We start from the raw sequence: 618 nt of genomic DNA, 5'->3' as shown, positions 1-618 counted from the left end.
GAGATCCCCACGGACGGCCATTCTGGAGCGCCGCAGCGAAGCTACGGCCTCATCATCGAATGGCAGCGACCCGTCGTTCGATTCAGGCGGTTCGTCATCGAACCATTCGTGCGCCTCGGCCTGCTGGAGCACAAGCTTCGCCATTTCCTCTGGCGTGACCTCCCGCCTCTGGAAGCTGTAGTTACGCATGTGCTTCGACGCATAGACCGCCACATTCCGGTCCAAGTTGGAGATCTTCGCGTGGAGCTGGTCGAGCTTGTCCTCTGCAGCGGCGATACCGGCTTCGGCTCGCGACGGATTCAGCCGCGCGACACTGGCAGCGATGGTCTGGATTGCGTGCTCGAACTGACGCATTCCGTCTCGCTCGTCTGACAGCAACGATACGCTCAGAGGTCTGACGGCATCGGGCAGCTTCTCCTGCAACACCGACAACGCCGATTCGCTCTTAGCAGTGACCAGCACGCGCTTGCCTTCCGCAAGGTAGTGACAAATCACGTTGGCGATGGTGTGGCTCTTACCAGTGCCAGGTGGGCCCTGAACTACGACGCCATCATTGGTGTAGAGCTTCTGTACGATCGACACCTGCTCGTCGTTGTAGGGCATCGGGAAGAACAAGTC

1 protein-coding gene is annotated in these 618 nt (G+C 59.7%); it reads right to left on the bottom strand.

Going from position 1 to position 618, the window contains the following annotated elements; genetic code table 11:
- Positions 1-618: AAA domain-containing protein (locus tag IG80_RS0112145; RefSeq protein WP_032114287.1), on the bottom strand; the 618-nt coding region annotated here is incomplete at both ends.

Origin of the sequence: Candidatus Paracaedibacter symbiosus (assembly GCF_000757605.1) — a bacterium.
In the GTDB taxonomy this organism is placed as follows: domain Bacteria; phylum Pseudomonadota; class Alphaproteobacteria; order Paracaedibacterales; family Paracaedibacteraceae; genus Paracaedibacter_A; species Paracaedibacter_A symbiosus.
The sequence above is the reverse complement of the archived record's forward strand: the minus strand, read 5'-3'. Positions and strand labels throughout refer to the sequence as shown.